Origin of the sequence: Herbaspirillum sp. SJZ099, assembly GCF_007828355.1 — a bacterium.
Taxonomy (GTDB): Bacteria; Pseudomonadota; Gammaproteobacteria; order Burkholderiales; family Burkholderiaceae_D; genus Herbaspirillum.
Genome location: NZ_VIUO01000001.1, coordinates 965,063 through 988,836 on the forward strand (window position 1 = coordinate 965,063; position 23,774 = coordinate 988,836).

Below are 23,774 nucleotides of genomic sequence, written 5' to 3' on the forward strand. Positions count from 1 at the left end.
AAGATTGTCGTTCGGGGGCTTGTCGTTCGGGTTCTCGGATGGGAGGGATCAGTGGACGCGGCCGTCCTGGATCAGTTGGCGCAGGCGGCTGGAGATCGTGTCGGCGGCCACCACCATCAGCGTCACCACGACGATGCAGGTGGCGGTGTCCTGGTACTTGAACAGTTTCAGGCTGTTGACCAGTTCGAAGCCCAGGCCGCCGGCGCCGACCATGCCCAGTACGGTGGCCTGGCGCAGGTTGACCTCGAAGCGGTACAGCACGGTGGCGATCCAGGCCGTGATGACCTGCGGCAGCACGCCGAATGCGATCACCTGCAGCGGGCGGGCGCCGGTGGCGCGCAGCGCTTCCAGCGGGCCGTCGTCGATCTCCTCGATGCTTTCGGCGAAGAACTTGCCGACCATGCCCACGCCATGCAGCGCCAATGCCAGCACGCCGGGGAAGGGCCCCAGGCCCACCGCCGAGACGAACACCAGCGCCAGGATCAGTTCGTTGATGCTGCGCGTGACGTTGAGCAGCTGGCGCACGCCCTGGTACACGACACGGTTGCGGTTCAGGTTGCGGGCGGCGAGGAAGGACACCGGGATGGCGCCCAGCACGCCCAGCAGCGTGCCCCACAGCGCGATCTGCACGGTTTCGATGGCCGGGTTGAGCAGGTTGCCGAGGATGCTCCAGTTGGGCGGGAAGGAGCGGCTGAGGAAGTCTCCGATCTGCGGCAGGCCGCTGGCCAGTTCGCCCCAGGAGAGTTGCGTGCCTTGCGCGCTCCAGGCCAGCACCAGGGCGGCCAGCGCGACAGCCGCTACGCACAGCAGCCAGGAACGCAGGTTCAGCGGGCGCGGGCCGGTCCAGATGTAGTCGTGGTAGCTGCCGCGCGCCTGGGCGGATTGCATGGGCGTATTCATCACAGGGCTCCTTGCAAGGCCAGTTCCGGCGCCGGCGGGTGGGCGGCGCCGGGTTCCGTGCCCTGCAACTGCTCCAGGCCGGCGTAGATCAGGTTGAGGTGCGACTCGCGCAGCTCGTCGCCGCGGCCGTCGAACACCAGCTTGCCGCCGGCCAGGCCGACGATGCGGTCGCCGAATTCGCGGGCGTAGTCGACCTGGTGCAGGTTGCACACCACGGTGATGCCCAGTTCGCGGCAGGCCGCGCGCAGGTATTGCAGCACCAGGCGCGAGGTCTTGGGGTCGAGGCTGGCGACCGGCTCGTCGGCCAGGATCACCTGCGGCCGCTGCGCCAGGGCGCGCGCGATGCCCACCCGCTGGCGCTGGCCGCCGGAGAGGGCGTCGGTGCGCTCATGCGCCTTGTGGTCGAGTTCGACCCGGCGCAGGCAATCCATCGCCAGCGCCACATCCTGCCGCGAGAACAGCTGCAGGATGGAGGCCAGCGAGGACACCTGGCCGAGGCGGCCGGTCAGCACGTTTTTGAGCACCGACAGGCGCGGCACCACGTTGTGGTGCTGGAAGATCATGGCCACGTTGCGGCGCAGGCGGCGTACGTTGCGCGCTTCGGTGGCGTCGTATCCGGCCGCCACCAGTTCGCCGGAAGTCGGTGCGACCAGGCCGTTGATACAGCGCAGCAGGGTCGACTTGCCGGCGCCCGAAGGGCCCAGCACCACCAGGAACTCGCCGGCGGCGACATCGAGGTCGATGCCGCGCAGTACGGCATTGCTGCCGTATTGCTTGGTGAGCGAACGGATCCTGATCATTTCATTGCCTTGAGGTCGAGATTGAGGATCTTGGCGGTGTCGCGCACGACGTTGTAGGCGGCGTCGCTGGTGGGCACGAAGCCGTTGAGCATGCCCTGGTCGCCCCATTGCACATCCTTGATGTTGGCGAAGGCGGCGGCGATCTTTTGCTTGAGCGCCGGGTCGAGGTCGCGTCGCCAGACCATCGGCGACTCGGGAATGTCGGGCGAGGTCCACACCACGTTCAGGTCGGACTGCTGCACCACGCCCTTGGCAACGGCGGAGGCCAGGATGCGGTCGGCCACCGCGGCGGCGTCGACCTTCCTGTTGGCTACCGCCAGGATGCTGGCGTCATGCGAGCCGGAGAAGATCACCCGCGAGAAGTACTTGTTGGGATCGATGTTGAGCTTTTGCAGGCCGGCGCTGGGGAACAGGTGGCCGGAGGCGGACGACGGATCGACGAAGGCCATGGTGCGGCCTTTGAGTTGCTCCAGGTTCTGGATGCCGCTGTCCCTGCGGCTGATGATCAGGCTCTTGTAGGCGCTCTTGCCGCTCTTCTTGGTTTCGGCCACGGCGAAGGCCTCGACATTGGCGACCGAACTGGCCAGCACGTAGGAGAACGGGCCGAGGTAGGCGACGTCGAGCTTCCTGGCGCGCAGCGCTTCGATGATGCCGTTGTAGTCGGTGGCAATGAAGGGCTTGACCGGCATGCCGAGCTGCTTTTGCAGGCTGTCGATGACGGCCTTGCTGTTTTCCAGCATGGCTTGCGAGTCTTCGGCCGGGATCAGGCCCACGGTCAGCGGCTGTACCGCCAGTACCGGCTGGCTCAGCAGCGATGCGGTCAGGGCGCACAGGCAGAGGGCGAAGAGGGAGCGTCGTTTCATGTTCTATCCTTAATCTTGTGGCGCGGTCGGCAGGCGCTGCCCGGGCGGCGGCAGGCATGCGGGGATGACAGAGGGATTCGGTCCGAACAGGGCAAAGATTAAAGAGGCTTTGTGACGGCTGTATTATCGATATAATCCGAAAAAATACCGTCAACTATTGATTGGAGCTATAGATGACTCCTTCGCAACTGCGCGCTTTCCTGGCGGTGGCCCGCCACCGCGGTTTTTCCGCCGCGGCGCGCGCCCTGGGCGTGAGCCAGCCGACCTTGACCACCCAGGTGCAATTGCTGGAGCGCGAGCACAATGTCGAGCTGTTCTTCCGCCGCGGGCGCCGGCTGGACCTTTCCGAGACCGCGCAGCGCCTGCTGCCGATCGCGCAGAACATCGCCGAGCTGGAGCTGGATGCGCTGAACCTGCTGGTCAATTCCGGCGCGCTGCATGTGGGTCACTTGCGCATCGGCGCGGTCGGGCCGTTCCATGTGATTGAGATGGTAGATGCCTACCGGGCGCGTTTTCCCAAGGTCGAGCTGTCGATCAAGCTGGGCAATTCGGCGCAGTCGCTGGCCGACCTGGAGAACTACGTCACCGATGTGGCGGTGCTGGCCAGCTTCACCGACGATGCGCGTTTTTTCGCGGTGCCTTATGCCGACCACGCGGTGGTGCTGTTCGCGCACCGCAGCCATCCCTTTTACAAGCGCGAATCGGTGGCGCTTGCCGAGCTGGCCGGGCAGCCGATGCTGATGCGGGAGAAGGGCTCGACCACGCGCCTGGCGCTGGAGAAGGCCATGCAGGATGCCGGCGTGGCGCCGCGGGTGGTGATGGAGATCGGCAGCCGCGAAGCGCTGCGCGAGGCGGTGGCGCGCGGGCTGGGGCTGGGTACGGTGTCGGAGGCGGAGTTCGTGCCGGACCCGCGTTTTCGCATGGTGCGCATCGAGGGCGACCCGGTCAGCACGCATACCTATGTGTACTGCCTGGCCGAGCGGCGCGAGGGGCGGCTGGTCGGTTCCTTCATGAAGATCGCGGCGCGCGGCTGAGGCGCAGTTCCCTGCCGGAAAGAGGCCTTTCGCTTATCATTACGGTTTGCCCAAGAAAGTCATCGGAGACCGGACGTGATCAAGCATATCGTGATGTGGAAGTTGAAAGAGCAAGCCGAAGGCGCCGACCGCGCCACCAACATCGTCAAGATGAAAGCGCTGCTCGATAGTTGCGCCAACGTGGTGCCCGGCATCCTGAAGTTCGAGGCGATGGTGGCCCAACCCGGCCTGGAAGCGACCTACGACGTGGTGCTGTACTCCGAGTTCGAGTCGCGCGCGGCGCTGGATGCCTACCAGGAGCACCCCGACCATGTGGCCATCAAGCCCTTCATCGGCGCGGTGCGCGAAGCGCGCCAGTGCATGGATTACGAAATCTGAGCGGCCAGACGATGAGCCTTGCCTTGACCGATGTGTTCCCGCAGGGGAATCCTTATCTGCACGAACTCGGCGTGGAGGTGCTGGAATACGGCGACGACCGCGCCGTGATGGCGCTGCGCCTGAAGCCGGAATTCATGAACAGCTGGCAGGTGGCCCAGGGCGGCATCTCGATGACGCTGATGGATGTGGCGATGGGCCTGTCGGCGCGCGCCGGCGTGCCGGATGCCAAGTCGTCGGCCACGGTGGAGATGAGCAGCAGCTTCCTGCAGCCGGCCGGCCACGCGGGCGAGACCATCGTCGCGCGCGGGCATACCTATCATCGCTCGACCACCATGTGCTTCTGCCAGGCCGAGCTGTGGAACGGCGACAAGCTGGTGGCCAAGGCCATGGGCACCTTCAAGCTGATCCACCGGCTCGACATCGGCAGGAAGCTCGACCATGAGTAATGCAACAGCCAAGCGCAGGGAGACGCCAATGAAAATCATCGTCGGCAATTGGGAGCAACTACGCGCCCACGCGCAGCCGATCCGTTTCGAGGTCTTCGTCGACGAACAGAAAGTGCCGGCCGAGATCGAGCTCGACGAGATGGATGCGGTGTGCGTGCATGCCGTGGCCTATGCCGAGGACGGTTCGCCGCTGGCCACCGGCCGCCTGCTGCCGGACGGCCATGTGGGCCGCATGGCGGTATTGAAGGCCGGGCGCGGCCAGGGCGTCGGCGGGGCGGTATTGCAGGCCCTGATCGGGGCGGCCCGCGCGCGCGGCGACAAGGAGGTCATCCTCAACGCCCAGACCCACGCCGAGCAGTTCTACGTCGCCCATGGCTTTGCCCGCGAAGGGGAAGAGTTCATGGAGGCGGGCATTCCCCACATCACCATGCGCGCCAGCCTGGCGTAAGCATGCCTCGGTAAGCAGCCCCGGTAAGCATGCCTCGTTGCCGGCGCCATCGCCCGATGGCGGCCGGCGAATCGCCTTCCCGTTCCCATTCCGGTGCGTTTCCCCCGGTGCAATAGCCCGGGATGAGCCGTCTTTGTCCGCCGATGTGGTTTCCCACAATACCGGCCAGGGCCCGCTCTGATACATACTTGCGCCCGAACCGGGGAGGAGGAGCCTCCCGGACGCGAAATGGCCTGCGCGGGCGACGAACCGCGACGGGCCGGCGGTTTGCCCGGCGCCTGACGCCATACCTACCCGGGGCAGGCCGGAAATTGATGTTTTTTGGAGAATGACAAATGACGGCGAAACAGCCTTTGTATAAGTCGCTTTACTTTCAGGTCCTGGTCGCCATCGCGATCGGCGTTCTGCTGGGCCATTTCTACCCATCCACCGGCGAAGCCATGAAGCCGCTCGGCGACGGTTTCGTCAAGCTGATCAAGATGATCATCGCGCCGGTGATCTTTTGCACGGTCGTGATCGGCATCGCCGGCATGGAAGACATGAAGAAGGTCGGCAAGACCGGCGGCCTGGCCCTGCTGTACTTTGAAATCGTCAGTACCGTGGCATTGATCATCGGCCTGGTGCTGGTCAATGTGCTCAAGCCGGGCGCCGGCATGAACATCGACCCGGCCTCGCTGGACACCAAGAGCATTGCCGCCTACACCGCGCCGGGCAAGCTGGGCAGCACCACCGACTTCATCATGAACGTCATTCCCAGCAGCATGTTCGATGCCTTTGCCAAGGGCGATGTGTTGCAGGTGCTGCTGGTGGCCGTGCTGTTCGGTTTCGCGCTGCATAAGTTCGGCGGCCGCGGCACCCTGGTGTTCGACTTCATCGAAAAGATCTCGCACGTGCTGTTCTCGGTGGTGGGCACCATCATGAAGGTGGCCCCGGTCGGCGCCTTCGGCGCGATGGCCTTTACCATCGGCAAGTACGGCGTCGGTTCGCTGTTGTCGCTGGGCAAGCTGATGGGCACCTTCTACCTGACCTGCCTGCTGTTCATCTTCGTGGTGCTGGGCATCATCACCCGCCTGCACGGCTTCTCGATCTGGAAGTTCGTCAAGTACATCAAGGAAGAACTGCTGATCGTGCTGGGCACCTCGTCGTCGGAATCGGTGCTGCCGCGCATGCTGGCCAAGATGGAAAACGCCGGCGCCAAGAAGACCGTGGTCGGCCTGGTGATCCCCACCGGCTACTCGTTCAACCTGGACGGCACCGCGATCTACCTGACCATGGCGGCGGTCTTCATCGCCCAGGCGACCAATACGCCGATGACCTTCGTCCAGGAGCTGACCCTGCTGGCGGTGCTGATGCTGACCTCCAAGGGCGCGGCCGGCATCACCGGCTCCGGCTTCATCGTGCTGGCGGCCTCGCTGTCGGCGGTAGGCCACTTGCCGGTGGCGGGCCTGGCGCTGATCCTGGGTATCGACCGCTTCATGTCCGAAGCGCGCGCGCTGACCAACACCATCGGCAACGGCGTGGCGACCCTGGTCGTGGCGAAATGGAGTGGAGAGCTGGATGAGAAGCGCCTGCAGGCGGCGCTGAACAATGAGACCAACGAGGAGGCAAGTGCACCGGAAGCCGTGCTGGATCGCACGCAATCCAAGATGCACAACTGATCCCCGGATGGGCCGGAAACGGCGCCGCCGGGATGGCCGGCAAGCGGAAAAGCGGACTTCGGTCCGCTTTTCTTTTTGGTGCGGCGCCAACAGGCCGCGTGCAGGCGAAAAAAAAGCCCACGACCTTGCGGTGTGGGCTTGAATCCAATTCTTTAAGGAGGAAATTGGAGGAGACAGGTGCAACTTTACTGCTGCGCATCAAATCAGGCCAATTTATCTTTCAAATATCAGATATTCGATTTGCTTATTTCTTGTGGGAATCTTCCCTGTGCAGCCCGGCCATGCCTTCAGATCATGCCTTCAGATGCCGTCGATGGTCTTGCCGGCGGTCGTGGTTTCTTCGGCGGCGGGCTGCACGCCGGGTTTGCAGGGGATCTTGCATTTGGCGTCGGTGCGGGGCTCGGCCGCATATTGCACGGCCATCGGGTCGACGACATGTTCGGTCAGCAGCGGCTCGCCCACGATGGGCACGCGCAACACGGTCGAGCAGCGGGTGCCGTAGTCCGGCGAACGGATGAAGATCGGCGAGAGCATGCGCTCCTTTTCCAGGCCGACGCCGGTATCGGGCAGGCGGCAGTCGTTGGCGCGGGTGGCATCGGTCAGCATCTCGAAGAAGGTCTCTTCCGGCGCGCCCTGGCACAGCAGGCTGGCGAACTGCGCCTTGGCCCGCGTGACCTTGGGCCAGGGCGAGTCGAGCAGGGCGTTGGACAGGCCGTAGACGCCGTAATCCAGCGGCTTGCCGTTGCGGGCGTCGTCCTGGCCGCGGTTCGAATACCACAGCATGGTGTTGCGGTCGCCCACCAGCAGGTTGAAGCCGTTGTAGCGCTGGGCGGTGGGCTCGATGTGCCTGAGGTATTCGTCCGGCGCCATGTCGCCGGCCAGGTAGTCGGACACCAGCAGGCCGCGGGTCGGCGCATCGGCGCGGCGTTCCGACGGCGAGCGCACATTGGTCAAGGCGGCAAAACGGCCGTCGCGGGTGGTGCCCAGCCAGGTGCCGCCGCCTTGCAGGTCGCGGCCGGCGAACACCTTGGGATAATCGCTCCACCAGCCGGCATCGGCCGTCGGGCGGGCATAGAATTCGTCGCGGTTGGCCGCCAGGATCAGCGGCATGCCGGGGATGACTTTCCAGGCGAAGATGATCAGGCACATAGGGCGACATCCTCGAAATGTTCCACATGGCGCGGCCCGTCGATCAGGGCCGGGATGCCGGCATCGGCCAGGGCCTGTTCCAGCGCGCGGCTGAAACCGTCTTCCTGGCCGGATGGGATATGTTCATAGACCTCCATCCAGGTCTGCCGGCCGTCTTGCTCGCCCGGGCGGCGCTTGATGCCGCCGGCCACGCCGAAGCGCTCCAGCAGCGCCGCCTGCACGTCCTTGAGCCTGGCTTGCAGCGCCTGCGTTTGCGCGGACGGGACGCGGTAGTAAATGTAGAGATCCATGGCCTGGGGGCGTGGTCCGCTTATTGCGGATCGGCCAGTTCGTAGGGCAGGTCGTGGAAGTGCAGGGTGGGGCCATCGGCCGAACCCAGGCGGACCGGGCCGTCGGCTGCCGCCAGCTTGATTTCCACCAGTGCCAGCGAGCGTCCTGGGCCGGCCGCCTCGGCATTGACCACCATGCCGCAGGGTTGTGCCGGATCGGCGCTGGCAAACACCTCGTTGCCGGCCGCCGCGGCATCGCTGTCCACGGTCGCCAGCATGGTGCGGCGCTTGAGTTTGCCGAGGTACTGGCTGCGCGCCACGATTTCCTGGCCGGGGTAGCAGCCTTTCTTGAAATTGACGCCGCCGATCAGCTCGAAGTTGACCATCTGCGGCACGAATTGCTCCTGCGTCGGCGCGGTGATCTGCGGCACGCCGGCACGGATGTCGGACAGGCGCCAGGCTTGCGGGCCGGTCGGCGTCAGGTGCTGGCACAGCCTGGGCCAGGCGGCGATGGCGATCTCCGGCGTGGTGATCCATTGGTAGCGCGCGCTGCCGGCGGAATCGGCCAGGCGGATCAGGGTGCCGTTGGCGTTGTCGATCTTGGCGTACGGCGCGGCCGGCAGCACCGGATACCACTCGGCCAGCGCATTGTTCGCCGCCGGGCCGGCCAGGCCGATGATGGCGGTGTTGGCGCCCTGGTCGGACAGCTTGGCCTTGGCGCGCAGCACGAACATCTGCAGGCGCTTCTGGATGGCGGCCTGCAGCGGGCGCGGCAGTTGCAGGAAGATGAACTCGGGATTGCGCCACATCAGGAAGCTGGCCAGCAGCCGGCCCTTGGGCGAGCAATATCCGGCCAGGCGGGCGGCCGAGGTGTCCAGGTGCTCCACGTCGTTGGTGAGCTGGTTGTGCAGGAAGCTGGCGGCATCGTCGCCGGCCACGCCGATGATGCCCAGGCCGGTCAGCGGCGCCATGAAGCTTTCCAGGCTCTCAGGCGCGGGCGCCGCGGCGCCGAAACCGAGCAGTTCGGCGCCGTCGGCGTCGAAGCGGGCGCCTTGCTGTTTGAGGAAGTCGAGCCAGACGGAGGTCGAGGCGGTCAGTTCAGTCATAAATAATTTACGCACGGTTTAAACGTGCGATAGAAGTGTTGCTTGCCGGTTGCCGCTGCAATTGTCATAAATTGTCGCAAATTCTTCGAATCGCAGCCGAAAGATGCCGGCGCGGCAGGCAAATTAGGCAACTGCCGTGCCAGCGATTATCATTGATGCCTCGATTATAGTGATGTCCGAAAAAACGCGTCAGGAAACAGGGATTTTCGATTTGGTATGAAGAAGTTATTTGTGACATTGCTCTTGCTGGCGGCCCTGGTGGCGGCAGCCGGCCTCTATTGGTCCAAGCAGCCCATCGTCGATGCGACCGGGCAGGCCATCGCTTTTACCATCACGCCGGGCAGCGGCGTGTCGGGCGCTTCGCAGCAGATTGCGGCGGCGGGCGTGCCGATCAACCCCGACCTGTTCACCATGTATGCGCGCCTGAGCGGCGAGGGCAGCCGCATCAAGGCCGGCAGCTATGAGCTCAAGCCCGGCTACACGCCGGCCCGCCTGCTGCAGCAACTGGTGCGCGGCGAGTTCGCGCAGGAGGCGCTGACCGTGATCGAAGGCTGGACTTTCAAGCAGATGCGCCGCGCCATCGCCGAACAGCCGGCCCTCAAGCACGACACCATCACCTGGACCGACCAGCAGGTACTGGCCAAGCTGACGACCGAATATACCCACCCGGAAGGCCTGTTCTTCCCGGATACCTATCTTTTCGCCAAGGGCGCGAGCGACCTGCAGGTCTACAGGCAGGCGTTCGCCCTGATGAACAAGAAACTGAACGAAGCCTGGAGCAAGCGCGACCTGTCGCTGCCGTACCGCACGCCCTACGAAGCCCTGACCATGGCCTCGATCGTGGAAAAGGAAACCGGCCAGAAATCCGAACGCGGCATGGTGGCCGGGGTGTTCGTCAACCGCCTGCGGGTAGGCATGCTGCTGCAGACCGATCCCACCGTGATCTACGGCATGGGCGAGCGCTACCAGGGCAAGATCCGCAAGGCCGATCTGCTGGCCGATACGCCCTACAACACCTATACCCGTTCGGGCCTGCCGCCCACGCCGATCGCCTTGCCCGGCGCCGCCTCGCTGGCGGCGGCGATGAACCCGGACAAGACCGAGGCCCTGTACTTCGTCGCGCGCGGCGACGGCACCAGCCATTTTTCGAGCAACCTCAACGAACACAACCAGGCCGTCAACCGCTACCAGCGTTGATTCCTTCACTTATCCATTCAGCGATCCCTTCATGGCATCAGGCAAATTCATTACCTTCGAAGGCATCGACGGCGCCGGCAAGTCGACGCATATCGCATTCGTCGCCGAGCAGCTGCGCGCGCGCGGCCTGACCGTGGTCGCCACGCGCGAGCCGGGCGGCACCGATCTGGGCGAACAGCTGCGCGAACTGCTGCTGCACCAGAAAATGCACCTGGAAACCGAAGCCTTGCTGATGTTCGCCTCGCGCCGCGAACACCTGGCGCAGGTGATCGAGCCGGCGCTGGCGCGCGGCGACTGGGTGATCTCCGACCGTTTCACCGATGCCAGCTTCGCCTACCAGGGCGGCGGCCGCGCACTGCCGCTGGACAAGCTGGACGCGCTGGAGCGCTGGGTCCATCCGCATCTGCAACCGGACCTGACGCTATTGTTCGACGTGCCGCTCGACGTGGCGCGCGCGCGCCTGGATGCCGAGCGCACGCCGGACAAGTTCGAGCAGGAGAAAAGCAACTTCTTCGCCGCCACCCGCGCCGAATACCTGCGCCGCGCCGCCGAATTTCCGGCGCGCTTTCGCATCATCGATTCCACCCGGCCCATCCCCGAGATCCGGGAAGAGCTGCGCGGCATCGTCGCGGCCCTCTGAGGCTGAGATTGAGATCGCCATTCCATGAGCACACCCACTGATTCAACGCTGCTGCCCTGGCAGCACGAGAGCTGGACGCAACTGCAGCAGTTGCGCGAACGCCTGCCGCACGCCTTGCTGTTCTATGGCGCGCAAGGCACCGGCAAGACCGTCTTCGTCGAAGCCTTCGCCAAGTCGCTGCTGTGCGAGACCCCGACACCCGAGGCGCATGCCTGCGGCGCCTGCGCTTCGTGCAACTGGTTCGCGCAATACAACCATCCCGACTACCGCCGCGTGCGGCCCGAGGCGCTGGAAGACGAAATCGCCGACGACGAGGGCGGCGAGGAAAAGAAAAGCGCCAAGGCCAGCAAGACGCCCTCCAAGGAAATCAAGATCGACCAGATCCGCGCGCTGGCCGACTTCATGAACGTCTCTACCCACCGCTCCGGCTTGCGCGTGGTGATGCTGTACCCGGCCGAAGCGCTCAATACCGCCGCCGCCAACGCCTTGCTCAAGACGCTGGAAGAACCGCCGCCGGGCACCATGTTCCTGCTGCTGTCGAACCGCCTGGATCGGCTGTTGCCGACCATCCTCTCGCGCTGCCGCAAGTTCGCCCTGCCGGCGCCGCCGCGAGAGGCCGCGCTGGCCTGGCTCAAGGAGCAGGGCGTCAAGGACGCCGATGCCTGGCTGGCCGAACAGGGCGGCGCACCGCTGGCGGCGCTGGAAGCGGCCCAGGGCGACAGCCGCGAGGCGCTCGACGAACTGTTGCGCCATCTGGCCCAGCCCGGCGTGGATGGCGCATTGCGCACGGCCGACAAGCTGCAGAAGGCGCCGGTGTCCGAGCTGGTCGGCTGGGTGCAGCGCTGGCTGTACGACCTGTTCTCATTGAAGTCCGCCGGCCACATCCGTTATTACCCGCGTTATGCGAAAGAGCTGGGCCGGCTGGCCGAACGCGCCGACGCCATTGCCATCTCCCGCGCGATCAAAGGCATGGGCGAGCGCCGCGCTATCGCCGACCATCCGTTGTCGGCCAAGCTGTTCATCGAGGAGATGCTGATCGATTACGCCGGCCTGTTCGACTGACCGATGATTGATGACCGATCAGCGGTCATCGGTCATCGCTCATTGATTGATTAATGGCCGTGCCGGCCGGCATTCCTGTTTTGTTTCCCTTGTTTTTATCATGAGCGCTTCCCACTACACCCATCGCCTCGCCGTCCAGGGCGACCTGCCGGCCATCGTCGCCATCTACAACAGCACCATCGCCTCGCGCCAGGTCACGGCCGATACCGAACCGGTCGAAGTCCAGTCGCGCCAGGCCTGGTTCGACGACCACGAACCGGGCAAGCGCCCGCTATGGGTGGCCGAGCGCGATGGCGACATCCTCGGCTGGCTGTCCTATTCCAATTTCTATGGCCGCCCGGCGTATGCCGGCACCGCCGAGTTGTCGGTCTACATCCATGAAAAGGCGCGCGGCCAGGGCCTGGGGCGTTATTTCCTGGAGCAGGCCATCGCCCATGCGCCGCAGATCAAGGTGCATACCTTGCTGGGCTTCGTCTTCGGCCATAACGCGCCCAGCCTGAAGCTGTTCGAAGCCTTCGCTTTCGAACGCTGGGCCCATATGCCGCGCGTGGCGACGCTGGATGGCGTGGAGCGCGACCTGGTGATCTTGGGCAAGCGAGTGGCCTGATCGCTGCCGGGCATGCGCCGTTGCGGACATGCCCGGCACCCAGGGCGCTGCGCTGGCGGACATTTATAATCGGGCCATGCAGCCTTCCTTTCCCTTTCTCTTCTCCGGCGGCGTGCCTGTCTTGCCGCAGCACCAGATCCTGGCGCGCCTGTTCTGGATGCGCTGGGCCACCATCGCCGGCGAACTGCTCGTACTGGCCGGCGCGCATTTCTGGTTGCAGATCGCCTTGCCGCTGCCGGCCTTGCTGGCGCTGATCGGCCTGCAGGTGCTGATCAACGCCGCCACCTGGGGACGCATGCGCTGGGTGTCGCCGGCCGGGCAGGGCGAGCTGTTCCTGCAACTGCTGCTGGATATCGCCGTGCTCTCGGCCCTGCTGTTTTTCTCGGGGGGAGCGACCAATCCGTTTGTTTCGTTCTACCTGCCGGCGCTGGCGGCCGGGGCGGCGACGCTGGCCTGGCCGTATGCCCTGGCGTTGGCGCTGTGCGCGCTGGCCGCCTATTCCGGGCTGGTCTACTTCTACCAGCCCTTGCACATCCACGACCAGGGGCAGGCGATGGCCTACCACCTGGCCGGGATGTGGATCAACTTCTCGATCTCGGCGCTGCTGATCACCTGGTTCGTCACCCGCATTGCCGCAGCCGTCAGGTCGCGCGACGGCGAATTGGCGCTGGCGCGCGAACGCCAGTTGCAGAGCCAGCGCATCCTGGCGCTGGGCACGCAGGCCGCCGGCGCGGCGCATGCGCTCAATACGCCGCTGTCCACCGTGGCCGTGATCGTCGGTGAAATACGGCGCGACATGGCCGGCAACGCCGCGCTGGCGCCGTACCAGGAAGACTTGCGCGTGATCGAGGAACAGATTGCCGTCTGCAAGGCCGCGCTGGAAAGCATGCGCCTGGATGCGGATGCCCAGGCCGACCGGACTGCCGCGCTGGGGCCGTGGCTGGCAACGCTGATCGACGGCTGGCGCCTGCGCCATCCGGCCGTGCCGCTGGCCGCCGACCTGCGCTGGGAAGGCGCGGCTGCGGGCCAGTTGCAGGACTTGTCGCAGATCCTGCTGACCTTGCTCGACAATGCAGCGCATGCGATCAAGGCGCGCAACGCCGATGGCGAAGTGCGCCTGTCGCTGGCCGCCGACGACAGCGCCGCGGCCAAGGCGGGGCGAAAGACGGCTATCATCCGGGTTGCCGACAACGGTTGCGGCATCGCTCCCGAATTGCTGGCGCGTCTGGGCCGCATGCCGGTGGACAGCCGTTCCGGCGGGCAAGGCATCGGCCTGATGCTGGCCTTCGCCGCGGCGGCGCACATGGGCGGCCGCTTGCAATTGCGTTCGGCGCCGGGGGCGGGCACGGTGGCTGAATTGCAGTTTCCTGTATCCTGACGCGGTTTGGTTTTACGTATCGATAACGACAGGTTCCCGATTTTTTGATGAGCGCCGCTTTCCTGATCCTCGACGACAACGACGTTTTTGCCGGTACCCTGGCGCGTTCGCTCACGCGCCGGGGTTTTCGCGCCACTGTGGCTCACAGCGGCGAGGAGGCGCTGGCGGCGGCGCGCAGGGAAAGCTTCGACTACGCCACCATCGACCTGCAGCTGGAAAAGGATTCCGGCCTGCAATGGGTGTCGCCGTTGCGCCAGGCATTGCCGGATGCGCGCCTGCTGGTGCTGACCGGTTATGCCAGCATTGCCACCACGGTGCAGGCGATCAAGGCGGGCGCCGACAATTACCTGTCCAAGCCGGCCAATGTCGACTCCATCCTGTCGGCGCTGGCCCACGGGGATGCGCGGGAGGCGGCGCCCGGCATCGCCCCGCCGGCCGACGAGGCGGCTCCGCTGTCGCTGGAGCGCCTGGAGTGGGAGCATATCCAGCGGGTGTTGGCCGAGCACGAGGGCAATATCTCTTCCACCGCCCGCGCGCTGAACATGCATCGCCGCACCTTGCAGCGCAAGCTCGCCAAGCGGCCGGTGGCGAAGTAGCATTCCGTCAAAGCCCCAGGCGGGGACGCATCGCTTTACAATAGTGCCCATGTACATCGATTCCCATTGCCACATCAATTTTCCCGATCTCGCCGCGCGCTTGCCCGAGATTTTCGGCAAGATGGCCGAAAACCAGGTCAGCCATGCCTTGTGCGTATCGGTCGACCTGCCTGACTTTCCGCAAGTGCTGGCGTTGGCCGAGCAATATCCCAATATCTACGCATCGGTCGGCGTGCATCCCGACTATGAAGACACGCCCGAGCCGGACGTCGAGCAACTGGTCAGGCTGGCCGACCATCCGCGCATCGTCGCCATAGGCGAGACCGGGCTGGACTACTACCGCCTGCAAGGCGACCTGGAATGGCAGCGCGAGCGTTTCCGCACGCATATCCGCGCCTCGCGCGCCACGGCCAAGCCGCTGATCATCCATACCCGCTCGGCCTCGGAAGACACCATCCGCATCCTGCGCGAAGAAGGCGCCAGCCCGGCGGCCGGCGGCGCGGCGGGCGTGATGCACTGCTTTACCGAGTCGCAGGAAGTGGCCGATGCCGCCATCGAACTGGGTTTTTACATCTCGTTTTCCGGCATCGTCACCTTCAAGTCGGCCAAGGAGCTGCAGCAGGTGGCGCGCACCATTCCGCTGGAGCGCATGCTGATCGAGACCGATTCGCCCTACCTGGCGCCGGTGCCGTTCCGCGGCAAGACCAACGAACCCGGCTATGTGCGCCACGTCGGCGAATTCATCGCCGACCTGCGCGGCATTTCCGCCGCCGAAGTCGCACGCCAGACCAGCGACAATTTCTTCAAGCTGTTTGGAATCGCGCCATGACGTCTTTGCTGGAAAAGATCCGTTCCCGCTTCGGCCGTTTCGGCCGGGTATTGCTGTACACCTCCATGCTGCTGCCGGGCGCGGCCCGGGCCGGCGCCTATGAAGACTATTTCCAGGCGATCCGCATGGACAATGTCTATTTCCTCAAGCAGTTGATGCAGCGGGGAATGGGACCCAACCTGATCGAACCCAAGCGCGGCTATACCGGCCTGATGCTGGCCATCCGCGAGGATTCCATGCAGGCCTTCGACCTGCTGGTCAACGCGCCTGACGTCAACCTGGAGGCGCAAGCCACCAACGGCGATACGCCGCTGATGCTGGCGGCCTTCTACGGCAACGTGCCGGTGGTGAGGCTGCTGCTGTCGCGCGAGGTCGAGGTCAACCGGCCGGGCTGGGCGCCCTTGCATTACGCCGCCATCAACGGCAATGCCGAAATCGTCGGCCTGCTGCTGGAAGCGTCGGCCTACATCGATGCCGAGTCGCCGGACGAGCAGATGACCCCGGTCATGCTGGCCGCCATGCGCGGCCGGGTGGCGGCGGTCGCGGCATTGCGCGACGGCGGCGCCGACCTCACGCTGAAGAACAAGGATGGCCTGACCGCGCTGGACCTGGCGCGGCGCTACGGGCAGACCGAAGTAATCGGGGTATTGCAGGAAAAGCCGCGTTCCTGAGCCGCCGTTCAGTTAAGCCCTGGTACTCTGCAAATCGTCGTCCCGGCGAAAGCCGGAATCCAGTGTCTTTCGTTGTATCCCGATGGCCGCTGAACGACGCTGGGCCTTGACCTTCGTCAGGGCGACGGCGGTACTATTTCTGGACAGTTTTTCCTGATACAAAAAATCCCGGGCCCCCTTGCGGCGCCCGGGATTTTTATTGGCTGCAGCTTCTTGTGAGGAATCAGGGCACGAGGATCTGGCGGCCGACGTCCTTGATGTCCTTGGTGCCGGTCAGCGCCATGCTCACGTCCAGTTCCTTGCGCAGGATTTCCAGCATCTGCGAGACGCCTTCGCCGCCCATGGCGCCCAGGCTGTAGAGGAAGGCGCGCCCGATCATGGTGCCCTTGGCGCCCAGCGCCACGGCCTTGAGGATGTCCTGGCCGGAGCGGATGCCGCCGTCGAACCAGACTTCGATCTGGTCGCCGACCGCTTCGGCAATCGCCGGCAGCGCCTGGATCGACGACATCGCGCCGTCCAGCTGGCGGCCGCCGTGGTTGGAGACCACCAGCGCGTCGGCGCCGGTCTGGGCCGCGATCCTGGCATCTTCGACGTCGAGGATGCCCTTGAGGATCAGCTTGCCGCCCCATTGTTCCTTGATCCAGGCGACGTCGTCCCAGTTCAGGGTCGGGTCGAACTGGCTGGCGGTCCACTTGGACAGGGTTTGCACGCCGCTGCCGCTGTTGCCGCCGTTGATGTGGCCGGCCAGGTTGCCGAAGGTCTTGCGGCCGCCCAGCGCGCGCAGCGCCCAGCCGGGCTTGCTGGCCAGGTCCAGCAGGGTATCCAGGGTCAGCTTGGGCGGCACCGACATGCCGTTCTTGAGGTCCTTGTGGCGCTGGCCGAGGATCTGCAGGTCCAGCGTCAGCACCAGGGCCGAGCACTTGGCGGCCTTGGCGCGGTCGATCATCGACTTGACGAAGCCGCGGTCGCGCATCACGTAAAGCTGGAACCAGAACGGTTTGGTGGTCACGCTGGCGACATCCTCGATGGAGCAGATGCTCATGGTCGACAGGGTGAAGGGAATGCCGAACTTCTCGGCGGCGATGGCGCCCAGCATTTCGCCGTTGGCCCATTGCATGCCGGTCAGGCCGGTTGGGGCGATGGCCACCGGCATGGTGACATCGTGGCCGATCATGGTGCTGCGGGTGCTGCGTTCGTCGACATTGATCGCCACGCGCTGGCGCAGCTTCAGCGCAGCCAGGTCGTCGTTGTTGGCACGGTAGGTGCTCTCGGTATAGGAGCCGCTGTCGGCGTAGTCGTAGAAGGCCTTGGGAACCCGTTTTTTCGCAAGCAGGCGAAAGTCTTCGACACAGGTCATGACCGGCATATTGTTTTCTCCGTAAAAATGAAACGCGGCACATGGCCGCGGGGCGGGTTGGAGCGCCGGCACGAACCGGAATCGGGGCTGCTCCGAGCTTGTCCGTATGCTAGATCAAAGCGGCGATGCGTGGGGTGAATCCCTTTCCGCCGATCCATGAAAATTTTATATGGCCCCGGGTTGCCGGGATAGTGGCCCAACCTGCGCTGCGCTATGGGTTTTGGATGATGTGGATGCGGATTTTCCCGGTGCGGCATTCGCGTTGGCATCCGCGTTGGCATCTGCTTTGGCATCCGCCTCAGGCCAGCATGGCCCGGGCGGCCGCGATGCCGCTGCGCACCGCGCCTTCGAGCGTGGCCGGGTAGTCGCCCGCCACATAGTCGCCGGCCAGCGCGAGCCCGGGCGGCAGGCCGGCATTGGTCGGCCGTTGCAGCCCCGGCGTGCAGGAAAATGTCGCGCGCTTTTCGGTGATGACCTTGCCCCATTGCGGAACGGACAACTCGGGACGTCCGAAGTCGGCCGCCAATTGCCGGGCGATGCCGTCCAGCAGCGCTGCGTGGCCGTCGGCGATGGCCTGGCCGGCGGCGCTGACGACGACCGCCAGCAGTCCGGCATCGGCCGCATCGGCGCTCAGTTGCCCGCGGTCGAAGACGAATTGCCCCCAGGCGCGGCGCTGCCCGTCGTCGGCCAGCGCGCAGAACGGCAGCGGCAGGCGCAGTGCCGGCGCGTATTGCAGGTAGCAGGTGGTGATCGGTTCGTACGCCAGCGCATGCAAGGCGCCGGTGTCGCAAGCGCCATCCAGCCCCTGGGCGCCGTCCAGCAATTGCGCGGCGGCATCGGGGCCGGTGGCGACGATGACTCCGGCGAATTCGCCAAGGTTGCCGCCCTGGCGGTCTTCCAGGCGCCAGGCGCCGGCCGCGCCGCTGGCGTGCAGGCCGGCGACCGCGGCGCCGGCGATGGCTTGCCCGCCGCGTCGTTCGATGTAGGCGGCGGCAGCCTGCGGCAGCAGGGCGCTCAGGTCGATGCGCGGGATCAGCATGTCGGATGCCGCGCGGCGCGCGCCCAGGCTGTCGCGCAGAACGTTCAGGAATACCTGGGCCGAGGCCCGTTCCGGGGGCGTGTTCAGGGCCGCGATGCAGAGCGGGTTCCACATCAGCCGGATCAGGCGCGGCGTTTGTTCGAAGCGTTCCAGCAGTTCGGCCACGCTGCAGTCCTGGTGCAACTGCCAGCCCATCCAGCGCGCGCTGGTGGAAAAGCGTGCCAGCGCCATCTTGTCTGCCTTGCCCAATCCCTTGGCGCGCAGCAACGCGATGGCCATATGCAGCGGCGCCGGCAGGCGCGGCGCGACGAAGTCCATGCCTTCGCCGCCGGCTTGCAGCGGATAGCGCATCTGCAGCGGCAGGCGCAGCAAGGCCGCGGCCGGCTTGATGCCGACCTGCTTCATCAGCTTGAGCGAGGTGCCATAGGCGCCCAGCAGGATGTGCTGGCCGTTGTCCAGCGTGCGGCCGTCGATCTCCACGCGGCGCGCGCGTCCGCCGAGGATCTTGCCGGCCTCGAACAGGCTGACCCGGCGGCCGGCCGCCGCCAGCGTGACGGCCGCCGCGCAGCCGGCCCAGCCGCCGCCGATGACGGCGTAGTGGCGCGCATAGTGGCGCGCGGAGTGGTTGGGCATCAGCCGAATACGTAGGTTTTCCACGCCAGCCACAGCTTGCGGATGGGCGTGAGGGAGATGCGCTGGCTCAGCACCTGGTAGCCGTCGCGCTCGATTTCGTCGAGCAGGGTGCGGTAGATCGCCGCCATCATCAGGCCGGGGCGCTGCGCGCGGCGGTCTTCCTTGGGCAGCAGGGCGAAGGCTTCGTCGTAGATGGCCTGGGCGCGCTGCACCTGGAATTTCATCAGTGCCTCGAAGCGGTCGCTATGGCGGCCGTGGAGGATGTCGGCGGCGGTGACGTTGAATTGCTGCAGTTCGTTGACGGGCAGGTAGATGCGGCCGCGGCGGCCGTCTTCGCCGACATCGCGGATGATGTTGGTGAGCTGGAAGGCCAGGCCCAGCTTTTCCGCGTAGAGTAGGGTGCCGCCCTGGGTATGGCCGAAGATGCTGGCCGAGAGGATGCCCACCACGCCGGCCACGTGCCAGCAATAGCGCTGCAGGCCGGGGTAGTCGAGATAGCGGCTTTGGTCGAGGTCCATTTCCATGCCGTCGATGATGGCCTGCAGGTGCTCGCCCTTGAGCTGGTAGACGGCCACGTGCGGATGCAGGGCCTTGGTCACCGGGTGGGTCGGGGCGCCCTCCAGCATGGCGGCGATTTCCTTGCGCCACCACATCAGCTTGGTGCGGGCCACCATCGCATCTTCGATTTCATCGACGGTGTCATCGACTTCGCGGCAGAAAGCGTACAGCGCCGTGATCGCGCGCCGGCGTTCCGGCGGCAGGAACAGGAAGCTGTAGTAAAAGCTGGAGCCGCTGGCGGCGGCCTTCTGCTGGCAGTATTCGTCTGGAGACATGGATGGCGGCGGTGGGTGGCGTGGCGTACAAATGCCTTTGAGGGCCGTTTGGCGCCGGGACGGGCAAAATCCGGCAAAGGCGCTATGCTAGCCGAGTGCGCACAGGAGGGCAAATGCGGCGCGGCCCATCGTATTGCGGCGGTCATCGATGTCCATTAAGCTCAAGGCATCGAATGCATCGAATCGCCGCTGTAAAAAATGCGCGAAGCCTGTCAAAACAGGACGGCTCCTGCCGATATGGAAGCAACTGGACGGTCGCACGGACAAGAAAGAACGCACGCGGACGGCATGCTGCCTTGCAGCATGCCGCCGGATAACCTGGGAGGCTGGAGACGTCATGGACAGACTGGAAATCTTTCGCAACATCGCATCGCAGGCCGGACGCGGGGAGCTGGTGTTCCCGGCCAACGTCAGCGCGTCGATCAAGCTGCAGCAGGCATTGTCGGACCCCGACTGCCACCTGGAACAGGCCGCCAAGCTGGTGATGGCCGAGCCGCTGGTGTCGGCGCGCACCGTTGCCATCGCCAATTCGGCCGCCTACAACCGCTCCGGCGGCGAGATCAACAATGTGCGCGTCGCCGTCATGCGGCTGGGCTTTCGCACCCTCAATACCATCACCACCTCGGTCATCGTGCGCCAGCTGGGCCGCACTATCGGCAACCCGGCCATGCGCATCAAGGCCGCGCAGCTGTGGGAACACTGCGCCCACGTGGCGGCCACGGCCCACGTGCTGACCGCCAAGCTGACCAACGGCGACCCGGAAACGGCGATGTTTGCCGGCATCGTCCATGAGGTCGGCGGTTTTTACCTGCTCTCGCGCACCGATGAATTCCCCGATTTGCTGGCGGGCGGGGCCGAGGATTGGGCGGAGTATGGCGAGAAGATGATCGGCCGCGCCGTGCTCAAGAAGCTGGGGGTGCCGCAGCCGGTGACGGAGGCGATCGAATCCTTGTGGCATGGCGTGCGCGTGCTGCCGCCGGTCACCATCGGCGATGTCTTGCTGCTGGCCAAGGAGTTGTCGCCGGTGCCTTCGCCGTTCCAGCGTACGGTGGCAGAAGCCGGCATCGGCGGCGAGAGCCTTGTCGACGACTACATCGGCGACCAGTCGTTACGCGGTTTGCTGGACGATTCGGAAGAGCAGATCCGCTCGCTGACTACGGCCTTGCTGGTCTGATCAACAAGCTGCCGACGCTGCTGCGCCCGCCCGGCCGGAATGGCCCGGCGGGCGTTGTCACATGGTGAGGGCGCGCCAGCCTATTGCCAGCCAATCGGCCCGGCCCAGCTTGGGCCGGTGGCGAAATACATCGCCGTTGACTTGCCCGATGCGCTCCAGGATGCGCAACCCGCCCTGGACCACCAGCCGCAGCTCCCAGCCGATCCGTCCCGGCAGGCGTTTTGTCAAGGGCGCGCCCGAGAGCATCAGCGCGCGCGCGCGTTCCACCTCGAACTGCATCAGCGCCTGCCAGCGCGCATCTGCCCGGGCATCGGCGATGTCTTGCTCGCTCACGCCGAAGCGCGCCAGGTCTTCCAGCGGCAGGTAGATGCGCGATTTTTGCCAGTCGATGGCGACGTCTTGCCAGAAATTGATCAGTTGCAGGGCGGTGCAGATGGCATCGGAATCGCGCAGGTTCTGTTCGGTCGGGGCGCCGTACAGGTGCAGCATCAGGGCGCCGACCGGATTGGCCGAGCGGCGGCAATAGTCCAGTAGATCCTCATAGCGCGCATAGCGGGTGGTCACGACATCTTGCTTGAAGGCCGAGAGCAGGTCGCGCATGGGCTGCAGCGGCAACTGGTGTTGACCGATGGCCTGCTGCAGGCGCTGGAAGATGGGGGCCTCGCAATGCCCGGCGCCGGCGATCAGGTCGAGCTGTTCTTCGTAGGCTTGCAGCGCGGCCAGGCGCTGCGCGGGCTGGGCATCGCCCTCGTCGGCGATATCGTCGGCGCTGCGTGCGAAGCCATAGATGGCGCTCACCGCAGGCCGCAGGCGGGCCGGCAACAGCAGGGAGGCGACAGGGAAGTTTTCGTAGTGGTCGACAGCCATGAAGCCGCTTTTCTATTCGCGTTGCAAAATGTGGGGTCGACTATACGCCATGGCATGCAGCGGGCGGAGAGACCTCAGAACTTGTCCTGGAGCAGCGCTTCGATGGTGGCGATGCGGGTCTCGACGGTGTCGAGCAGCGACTTGGGCATGGTGCCACCGGCCGCCAATTGCGATGCCAGCGAACGCGCGATGCCCATGGCGCCCTGGGTGAACTGGCGGCCATCCTTGGACAGCACCGCGGCGGCGGTAAACAACGTCGAGAACAGGATCTGGTCGGCGGTATTGTTTTCGATGAATTTGTTGAGCAAGGCGTTGTGGCTTTGCTTCAAGGCGTCGAATTCTTCCTGGGTCGGCATGGTGGTTCCTGGGCGCTGGCCTGAACGGCCTCCGGGTGCCTGGATCGTTCAGGGCCGGGAGGCATGCAATATCAAGGGATCGTCTGGTGCGAGGAGGGGGACTCGAACCCCCACACCATTGCTGGCGTCAGGACCTAAACCTGGTGCGTCTACCAATTTCGCCATCCTCGCTGAAGGTGTCGGACATCGGCGCGATAGCAGTCTGGAAGCCGTGTTGCGGCAGGCCTGCCGCTACCGATGCGGGTAGCATTTTCGTAAAGCGCGCTATTGTACTGCAAGCCGTTGCGCATGTCTGTGTTTTTCGGAAACACCCGGTGCGCGCCGCGGGCAAGGGGCCGCACGCGCTTGCGCGCTGCTGCCGGGAGTTGCGTTTTGCCGGTGCGGGAGTACCATGCCGGGCCTGGCGTTGCGCCAGTGTTTATCTCACTTTTCGGACATTGCCATGACACGCTATCGCCATTACAAAGGCGGCATCTATGAATTCGTCGGCGAAGCCACGCTGGAGTCGGACCTGACGCCCATGGTGGTCTATCGCGCCGCCAACGGCAGCTTGTGGATACGGCCGCGCGAGGTCTTCCATGAGACGGTCGATGTCGACGGCAAGCAAGTGCCGCGCTTCGAGCGGCTGGCCGACTGATTCGCTGACAGCCGGTTGCGGCCGGCGCCGACGATACATTGGCACATTGTTGCCGCAGCCTTTTTCTTTCATCCATTCACAGCTGGCAGATATAGAGATCCATGATCATGAAACTCAACGTACATTCCCTGGCGGGTCTTTTGTTCTGTGTCGGCGCCGTCGTGGCAGGCAGCGCGGCGGCAGATGAGCTGGCGGACGTGAGCACGGCCTTCCGCTGGTTGGGCAGGAACGACCGCGTGGTGATCGAAGCCTATGACGATCCCAAGGTGACCGGCGTGACCTGTTACGTCTCCCGCGCGCGTACCGGCGGCGTCAAGGGGACGGTCGGCTTTGCCGAAGACAAGGCGGAAGCGTCGATCGCCTGCCGCCAGGTTGCGCCCGCGGTGCAATTCAACGGCAAGCTGCCGCTGCAGGAAGACGTGTTTACCGAACGCATGTCGATCCTGTTCAAGCGCCTGCATGTGGTGCGGGTGGTGGACGTCAAGCGCAATACCCTGGTCTACCTGACCTATTCGGACAAGCTGATCGACGGCAGCCCGATGAATGCGGTCACGGCCGTGCCGGTGGCGGCGTCGACGCCGATTCCGGTCAAGTAACATAAGCGTTGCGGTGGTCCGGCTCTGCTCGCCGGTGCTGCTTGCCCGGCGGAAATCAGCGTTGCAGGCGGCCGCTGCCAGGCGCGATGAAATTCTTGCAACTGCCAGCCTTGGCCTGCGTTTCAGGGCAGCGCCGGCATTTGGGATGGGCTTTGCGCGGCCGTGCGTCCAATTTTGGACTCCGCGCGGTTTTTGCGTATAAAATAGAGAGCTTTAGCGCGGTCGGGCAGGCCGCTTTTCGTCCGGGCACA

Annotated in this window: 27 protein-coding genes and 1 tRNA gene; 16 read left to right on the forward strand and 12 right to left on the reverse strand. The window is 65.2% G+C overall.

The genetic code is table 11. From position 1 onward, the window contains the following. Window positions 1-48 precede the first annotated feature (48 nt). Genes phnE through phnD form a run of 3 tightly spaced genes read right to left on the reverse strand, consistent with a single transcriptional unit; the run spans window position 49 to window position 2,563 of the window. Window positions 49-900, reverse strand: coding sequence for a phosphonate ABC transporter, permease protein PhnE (phnE, locus tag FB597_RS04115; protein ID WP_144768228.1), 852 nt, complete (start codon window positions 898-900; stop codon window positions 49-51). Further along, complete coding sequence (gene phnC / locus FB597_RS04120; protein WP_144768230.1) at window positions 900-1,700, reverse strand: phosphonate ABC transporter ATP-binding protein; 801 nt, start codon at window positions 1,698-1,700, stop codon at window positions 900-902. Before phnC ends, phnE begins: the two co-directional genes overlap by 1 nt. Next, window positions 1,697-2,563, reverse strand: coding sequence for a phosphonate ABC transporter substrate-binding protein (phnD, locus tag FB597_RS04125; protein WP_144768232.1), 867 nt, complete (start codon window positions 2,561-2,563; stop codon window positions 1,697-1,699). Before phnD ends, phnC begins: the two co-directional genes overlap by 4 nt. Before the next feature lie 173 nt (window positions 2,564-2,736). Between phnD and FB597_RS04130 the strand changes: the two genes are divergently transcribed. The 5 genes from FB597_RS04130 (at window position 2,737) to FB597_RS04150 (ending at window position 6,527) form a co-directional block, all read left to right on the forward strand. Then, the gene (locus FB597_RS04130) at window positions 2,737-3,597 is read left to right on the forward strand and encodes a LysR substrate-binding domain-containing protein (protein WP_144768234.1); all 861 of its coding nucleotides are present in this window, start codon (window positions 2,737-2,739) and stop codon (window positions 3,595-3,597) included. A gap of 75 nt (window positions 3,598-3,672) precedes the next feature. After that, window positions 3,673-3,975, forward strand: coding sequence for a Dabb family protein (locus FB597_RS04135; protein ID WP_144768236.1), 303 nt, complete (start codon window positions 3,673-3,675; stop codon window positions 3,973-3,975). 11 nt (window positions 3,976-3,986) lie between these two features. Beyond that, window positions 3,987-4,421: a PaaI family thioesterase gene (locus FB597_RS04140; protein ID WP_144768238.1), complete on the forward strand. Its 435-nt coding sequence runs from the start codon at window positions 3,987-3,989 to the stop codon at window positions 4,419-4,421. A 28-nt stretch (window positions 4,422-4,449) separates the two neighbouring features. Then, window positions 4,450-4,869, forward strand: coding sequence for a GNAT family N-acetyltransferase (locus FB597_RS04145; RefSeq protein WP_144768241.1), 420 nt, complete (start codon window positions 4,450-4,452; stop codon window positions 4,867-4,869). Window positions 4,870-5,204: 335 nt separating this feature from the next. Further along, a complete protein-coding gene (locus FB597_RS04150; protein ID WP_141916663.1) occupies window positions 5,205-6,527 on the forward strand; it encodes a dicarboxylate/amino acid:cation symporter in 1,323 nt (440 codons plus the stop codon). 300 nt (window positions 6,528-6,827) lie between these two features. On the opposite strand, the gene FB597_RS04155 is transcribed toward FB597_RS04150, so the two are convergent. Genes FB597_RS04155 through FB597_RS04165 form a run of 3 tightly spaced genes read right to left on the reverse strand, consistent with a single transcriptional unit; the run spans window position 6,828 to window position 9,051 of the window. Then, window positions 6,828-7,676 carry an NRDE family protein gene (locus FB597_RS04155; protein ID WP_144768243.1) on the reverse strand — a complete coding sequence of 283 codons (849 nt, stop codon included), beginning with the start codon at window positions 7,674-7,676 and terminating at the stop codon, window positions 6,828-6,830. Then, window positions 7,667-7,966 (reverse strand): DUF4936 family protein, encoded by a 300-nt coding sequence (locus FB597_RS04160; protein ID WP_144768245.1) that lies wholly within the window; start codon window positions 7,964-7,966, stop codon window positions 7,667-7,669. The genes FB597_RS04155 and FB597_RS04160 overlap by 10 nt, the downstream gene beginning before the upstream one ends. Window positions 7,967-7,986: 20 nt before the next feature. After that, window positions 7,987-9,051: a folate-binding protein YgfZ gene (locus FB597_RS04165; RefSeq protein ID WP_144768247.1), complete on the reverse strand. Its 1,065-nt coding sequence runs from the start codon at window positions 9,049-9,051 to the stop codon at window positions 7,987-7,989. A gap of 216 nt (window positions 9,052-9,267) precedes the next feature. Between FB597_RS04165 and mltG the strand changes: the two genes are divergently transcribed. The 8 genes from mltG (at window position 9,268) to FB597_RS04205 (ending at window position 16,031) form a co-directional block, all read left to right on the forward strand. Then, on the forward strand, window positions 9,268-10,248 hold the full coding sequence (gene mltG / locus FB597_RS04170) for an endolytic transglycosylase MltG (protein ID WP_141916672.1): 981 nt from the start codon (window positions 9,268-9,270) through the stop codon (window positions 10,246-10,248). Between the two features lie 31 nt (window positions 10,249-10,279). Continuing rightward, window positions 10,280-10,888, forward strand: coding sequence for a dTMP kinase (gene tmk, locus FB597_RS04175; protein WP_144768249.1), 609 nt, complete (start codon window positions 10,280-10,282; stop codon window positions 10,886-10,888). A 24-nt stretch (window positions 10,889-10,912) separates the two neighbouring features. Then, window positions 10,913-11,950 carry a DNA polymerase III subunit delta' gene (locus tag FB597_RS04180; protein WP_141916677.1) on the forward strand — a complete coding sequence of 346 codons (1,038 nt, stop codon included), beginning with the start codon at window positions 10,913-10,915 and terminating at the stop codon, window positions 11,948-11,950. A gap of 100 nt (window positions 11,951-12,050) precedes the next feature. Then, the gene (locus tag FB597_RS04185) at window positions 12,051-12,557 is read left to right on the forward strand and encodes a GNAT family N-acetyltransferase (RefSeq protein WP_144768251.1); all 507 of its coding nucleotides are present in this window, start codon (window positions 12,051-12,053) and stop codon (window positions 12,555-12,557) included. 76 nt (window positions 12,558-12,633) lie between these two features. Beyond that, the gene (locus FB597_RS04190; RefSeq protein WP_144768253.1) at window positions 12,634-13,935 is read left to right on the forward strand and encodes an ATP-binding protein; all 1,302 of its coding nucleotides are present in this window, start codon (window positions 12,634-12,636) and stop codon (window positions 13,933-13,935) included. Between the two features lie 47 nt (window positions 13,936-13,982). Continuing rightward, complete coding sequence (locus FB597_RS04195; RefSeq protein ID WP_141916684.1) at window positions 13,983-14,531, forward strand: response regulator transcription factor; 549 nt, start codon at window positions 13,983-13,985, stop codon at window positions 14,529-14,531. 49 nt (window positions 14,532-14,580) lie between these two features. Then, window positions 14,581-15,360, forward strand: coding sequence for a TatD family hydrolase (locus FB597_RS04200; RefSeq protein ID WP_141916686.1), 780 nt, complete (start codon window positions 14,581-14,583; stop codon window positions 15,358-15,360). Then, window positions 15,357-16,031: an ankyrin repeat domain-containing protein gene (locus FB597_RS04205; RefSeq protein WP_144768255.1), complete on the forward strand. Its 675-nt coding sequence runs from the start codon at window positions 15,357-15,359 to the stop codon at window positions 16,029-16,031. Before FB597_RS04200 ends, FB597_RS04205 begins: the two co-directional genes overlap by 4 nt. Window positions 16,032-16,254: 223 nt before the next feature. On the opposite strand, the gene FB597_RS04210 is transcribed toward FB597_RS04205, so the two are convergent. From FB597_RS04210 to hpnD, 3 genes are all read right to left on the reverse strand, one after another. Further along, entirely contained in the window at window positions 16,255-17,397 is a 1,143-nt protein-coding gene (locus tag FB597_RS04210) for an alpha-hydroxy acid oxidase (protein WP_141916691.1), read from the reverse strand. 289 nt (window positions 17,398-17,686) lie between these two features. After that, on the reverse strand, window positions 17,687-19,060 hold the full coding sequence (gene hpnE, locus FB597_RS04215; protein ID WP_144768257.1) for a hydroxysqualene dehydroxylase HpnE: 1,374 nt from the start codon (window positions 19,058-19,060) through the stop codon (window positions 17,687-17,689). Then, window positions 19,060-19,893 carry a presqualene diphosphate synthase HpnD gene (gene hpnD, locus FB597_RS04220; RefSeq protein ID WP_141916696.1) on the reverse strand — a complete coding sequence of 278 codons (834 nt, stop codon included), beginning with the start codon at window positions 19,891-19,893 and terminating at the stop codon, window positions 19,060-19,062. The genes hpnE and hpnD overlap by 1 nt, the downstream gene beginning before the upstream one ends. Before the next feature lie 337 nt (window positions 19,894-20,230). Here hpnD and FB597_RS04225 point away from each other — a divergent pair, with 337 nt between their 5' ends. Beyond that, window positions 20,231-21,067: an HDOD domain-containing protein gene (locus tag FB597_RS04225; RefSeq protein WP_141916699.1), complete on the forward strand. Its 837-nt coding sequence runs from the start codon at window positions 20,231-20,233 to the stop codon at window positions 21,065-21,067. Window positions 21,068-21,124: 57 nt separating this feature from the next. Here FB597_RS04225 and hpnC read toward each other — a convergent pair whose 3' ends face one another. The 3 genes from hpnC to FB597_RS04240 form a co-directional block, all read right to left on the reverse strand. Then, the gene (gene hpnC / locus FB597_RS04230) at window positions 21,125-21,934 is read right to left on the reverse strand and encodes a squalene synthase HpnC (RefSeq protein WP_144768259.1); all 810 of its coding nucleotides are present in this window, start codon (window positions 21,932-21,934) and stop codon (window positions 21,125-21,127) included. Between the two features lie 74 nt (window positions 21,935-22,008). Next, complete coding sequence (locus tag FB597_RS04235; RefSeq protein ID WP_141916704.1) at window positions 22,009-22,290, reverse strand: hypothetical protein; 282 nt, start codon at window positions 22,288-22,290, stop codon at window positions 22,009-22,011. A gap of 84 nt (window positions 22,291-22,374) precedes the next feature. After that, window positions 22,375-22,461: transfer RNA gene (locus tag FB597_RS04240), tRNA-Leu, on the reverse strand. A gap of 271 nt (window positions 22,462-22,732) precedes the next feature. On the opposite strand from FB597_RS04240, the gene FB597_RS04245 reads away from it, so the two are divergent. Together FB597_RS04245 and FB597_RS04250 are read left to right on the forward strand one after the other, a co-directional pair. Then, the gene (locus tag FB597_RS04245; RefSeq protein ID WP_141916706.1) at window positions 22,733-22,927 is read left to right on the forward strand and encodes a DUF1653 domain-containing protein; all 195 of its coding nucleotides are present in this window, start codon (window positions 22,733-22,735) and stop codon (window positions 22,925-22,927) included. Window positions 22,928-23,034: 107 nt separating this feature from the next. Next, window positions 23,035-23,523 carry a CreA family protein gene (locus FB597_RS04250; protein WP_144768261.1) on the forward strand — a complete coding sequence of 163 codons (489 nt, stop codon included), beginning with the start codon at window positions 23,035-23,037 and terminating at the stop codon, window positions 23,521-23,523. Window positions 23,524-23,774: the final 251 nt, after the last annotated feature.

What these genes read in the sequence shown, in the direction of transcription:
- phnE (WP_144768228.1), bottom strand. Translation starts at nt 900, where the DNA reads ATGAATACGCCCATGCAATCCGCCCAGGCGCGCGGCAGCTACCACGAC.
- phnC (WP_144768230.1), bottom strand. Translation starts at nt 1,700, where the DNA reads ATGATCAGGATCCGTTCGCTCACCAAGCAATACGGCAGCAATGCCGTA.
- phnD (WP_144768232.1), bottom strand. Translation starts at nt 2,563, where the DNA reads ATGAAACGACGCTCCCTCTTCGCCCTCTGCCTGTGCGCCCTGACCGCA.
- FB597_RS04130 (WP_144768234.1), top strand. Translation starts at nt 2,737, where the DNA reads ATGACTCCTTCGCAACTGCGCGCTTTCCTGGCGGTGGCCCGCCACCGC.
- FB597_RS04140 (WP_144768238.1), top strand. Translation starts at nt 3,987, where the DNA reads ATGAGCCTTGCCTTGACCGATGTGTTCCCGCAGGGGAATCCTTATCTG.
- FB597_RS04145 (WP_144768241.1), top strand. Translation starts at nt 4,450, where the DNA reads ATGAAAATCATCGTCGGCAATTGGGAGCAACTACGCGCCCACGCGCAG.
- FB597_RS04150 (WP_141916663.1), top strand. Translation starts at nt 5,205, where the DNA reads ATGACGGCGAAACAGCCTTTGTATAAGTCGCTTTACTTTCAGGTCCTG.
- FB597_RS04155 (WP_144768243.1), bottom strand. Translation starts at nt 7,676, where the DNA reads ATGTGCCTGATCATCTTCGCCTGGAAAGTCATCCCCGGCATGCCGCTG.
- FB597_RS04160 (WP_144768245.1), bottom strand. Translation starts at nt 7,966, where the DNA reads ATGGATCTCTACATTTACTACCGCGTCCCGTCCGCGCAAACGCAGGCG.
- FB597_RS04165 (WP_144768247.1), bottom strand. Translation starts at nt 9,051, where the DNA reads ATGACTGAACTGACCGCCTCGACCTCCGTCTGGCTCGACTTCCTCAAA.
- mltG (WP_141916672.1), top strand. Translation starts at nt 9,268, where the DNA reads ATGAAGAAGTTATTTGTGACATTGCTCTTGCTGGCGGCCCTGGTGGCG.
- tmk (WP_144768249.1), top strand. Translation starts at nt 10,280, where the DNA reads ATGGCATCAGGCAAATTCATTACCTTCGAAGGCATCGACGGCGCCGGC.
- FB597_RS04180 (WP_141916677.1), top strand. Translation starts at nt 10,913, where the DNA reads ATGAGCACACCCACTGATTCAACGCTGCTGCCCTGGCAGCACGAGAGC.
- FB597_RS04185 (WP_144768251.1), top strand. Translation starts at nt 12,051, where the DNA reads ATGAGCGCTTCCCACTACACCCATCGCCTCGCCGTCCAGGGCGACCTG.
- FB597_RS04190 (WP_144768253.1), top strand. Translation starts at nt 12,634, where the DNA reads ATGCAGCCTTCCTTTCCCTTTCTCTTCTCCGGCGGCGTGCCTGTCTTG.
- FB597_RS04195 (WP_141916684.1), top strand. Translation starts at nt 13,983, where the DNA reads ATGAGCGCCGCTTTCCTGATCCTCGACGACAACGACGTTTTTGCCGGT.
- FB597_RS04200 (WP_141916686.1), top strand. Translation starts at nt 14,581, where the DNA reads ATGTACATCGATTCCCATTGCCACATCAATTTTCCCGATCTCGCCGCG.
- FB597_RS04205 (WP_144768255.1), top strand. Translation starts at nt 15,357, where the DNA reads ATGACGTCTTTGCTGGAAAAGATCCGTTCCCGCTTCGGCCGTTTCGGC.
- FB597_RS04210 (WP_141916691.1), bottom strand. Translation starts at nt 17,397, where the DNA reads ATGCCGGTCATGACCTGTGTCGAAGACTTTCGCCTGCTTGCGAAAAAA.
- hpnE (WP_144768257.1), bottom strand. Translation starts at nt 19,060, where the DNA reads ATGCCCAACCACTCCGCGCGCCACTATGCGCGCCACTACGCCGTCATC.
- hpnD (WP_141916696.1), bottom strand. Translation starts at nt 19,893, where the DNA reads ATGTCTCCAGACGAATACTGCCAGCAGAAGGCCGCCGCCAGCGGCTCC.
- FB597_RS04225 (WP_141916699.1), top strand. Translation starts at nt 20,231, where the DNA reads ATGGACAGACTGGAAATCTTTCGCAACATCGCATCGCAGGCCGGACGC.
- hpnC (WP_144768259.1), bottom strand. Translation starts at nt 21,934, where the DNA reads ATGGCTGTCGACCACTACGAAAACTTCCCTGTCGCCTCCCTGCTGTTG.
- FB597_RS04235 (WP_141916704.1), bottom strand. Translation starts at nt 22,290, where the DNA reads ATGCCGACCCAGGAAGAATTCGACGCCTTGAAGCAAAGCCACAACGCC.
- FB597_RS04245 (WP_141916706.1), top strand. Translation starts at nt 22,733, where the DNA reads ATGACACGCTATCGCCATTACAAAGGCGGCATCTATGAATTCGTCGGC.
- FB597_RS04250 (WP_144768261.1), top strand. Translation starts at nt 23,035, where the DNA reads ATGAAACTCAACGTACATTCCCTGGCGGGTCTTTTGTTCTGTGTCGGC.